Raw genomic sequence first — 845 nt, forward strand, 5'->3', positions numbered from 1 at the left:
ATCTCAAAATACATCGAATCGCCTATTGAATCAAAGGTTAGGCCTGCCAGATTACCACCATTATTACCTTGATAAATCAATGTCCCTGTGGCATCAACACCATCATATATTAAGATATCATCACAACAACTCTCTATGCCGCCTGCATTAAATGTAATTCGTATCGGACTACCATCTGATGAGGTAAACGTCCAGTTAGTCGTATCGTTATTACCATAACAATACGTAATGTTCGTTGGTGCCTGTGTACAATCTATCAGAAAATCAGATTGAATCGTTGTCGTGAAATTTACAGGACCTGCCCATAAACTAAACACGCCTCCGCCACAATCGGCTCTTACCCACAACTCATAATCTGTAGAAAAATCTAAGCCTGTTAGGTTAAGGCTTGAGGTTCCTGTTGTTGTTCCTGATCCACTTGGCTCGCCTGTGCCTGCTGGTGCTACAACATATTCCCATGAACTCTCCCCATTATTACCATTCCAGGTCACATCGGCTCCTGTGCCTCCTACATTAGATACCAAAATACTACTTGGTGCTATACAAAAGGATCCGCAAGTCTCTACGCGCATTAAATCGATTGACATATCGCCTTCAAAATCTCCTGTCCCTGTATGACTGAACTCTACATAGATTGTCTGCCCTAAATAAGCATCTAAGTTAATCCCTATTGGAACCCATGGATCTGCGCCTGAGGTCTGTAACTCTCCTGACCAAGTAAATAACGTCGTGAAAGGTCCTGAAACTGAATTGGAAACGCCTACATTCATAACGCCCATATCCTCTCCGAAGGCATGCATGTAAAATGATAATTCTGCTCCATCTACAGCTGTCGTTAAATCTAT

At 42.2% G+C, this 845-nt stretch carries 1 protein-coding gene; it reads right to left on the reverse strand.

The annotated features are described in order from the left end of the window. Positions 1-845, reverse strand: an 845-nt coding sequence (locus TD18_RS17285; protein ID WP_040254855.1) for a fibronectin type III domain-containing protein, incomplete at both ends; no start/stop codon positions are given.

The organism is Psychroserpens mesophilus, from assembly GCF_000826645.1.
Classification (GTDB): domain Bacteria; phylum Bacteroidota; class Bacteroidia; order Flavobacteriales; family Flavobacteriaceae; genus Psychroserpens; species Psychroserpens mesophilus.